Source organism: Loktanella sp. DJP18 (genome assembly GCF_049310965.1).
Lineage (GTDB): Bacteria > Pseudomonadota > Alphaproteobacteria > Rhodobacterales > Rhodobacteraceae > Loktanella.
The window spans coordinates 1-807 of the sequence record NZ_JBMERN010000360.1 but is presented as its reverse complement, the minus strand read 5'-3'; the positions used below and the strand labels follow the sequence as shown (position 1 = coordinate 807).

The following is an 807-nucleotide window of genomic DNA, read 5'->3' as shown; positions in this document are numbered from 1 at the left end:
GTTCTTGGAGAGACCGAAGACATAGCGCAGCCCAAGCCTGTCACACAGATCCAGAACCTGTGGCGTGCAATAGTGACTGTCGGCGCGCAGCAGAATCTCCGTCTTGGGCCAATGTTTGCGGATCTGGCGTATCAATCGGCGAATGTGGGCTGCACTCTCAGCGCCCTTGGGGCGCCGGGCCGGGCGCAACACCGCTCCGACGAGACGACCGTCCCCGTCAAAGACGACGATGGGCTGGAAGCCATACTCATCGTAATAGGAATTGAACAAACGCAACTGCTGCTGGCCATGCACCGCGTCGAATGTGTCATCGATATCGAGCACGATCTGGTCCGGTGCGCGCGGAAATGCGTGGCAGTAGAACCGGACCATTTCCCTGCTCATCCGGATCAGCGCACGTATATCGGGCAGATTTTCCATGCGCGAGATCGTGGGCTGCGAACACAGGGCCGCACCGGTTTCGGGATCACGCTCCAGCGCGATCTTGAAGCTGGGATCATGCCGCAAGCTGTCAGCGTCATTGCCATCTTCATAGCCCGCGGCAATCATCATGATCCGGAAGCGGATGATGTCGTCCAGACTGTGTTGAACCTTGGTCGGGTCGCGCGGATCCGCCATGCAGGCCGCAAGACGACCGGCCAGACCGGCTTTGCGCTCGATCTCGCGCAGTAGGGTCAGCCCGGCGTCCGAGCTCATGTCGGCGCCATCAAATCCAAGCAGGATCGGCTTGCCATTCACGGGTGACAAACGGGGGTGAGAGCGTGTAGATCTGTCCATGGTGAGAGGTGGCTCCTCGAAATTCAAGAT

The 807-nt window shown here is 59.5% G+C and carries 1 protein-coding gene; it reads right to left on the bottom strand.

Annotated features, from left to right (window positions below):
* The coding region (locus ACOI1H_RS25900) for an IS1380 family transposase (RefSeq protein ID WP_422441221.1) at nt 1–777 on the bottom strand (777 nt) is incomplete at its 3' end.
* Nucleotides 778–807 lie beyond the last annotated feature (30 nt).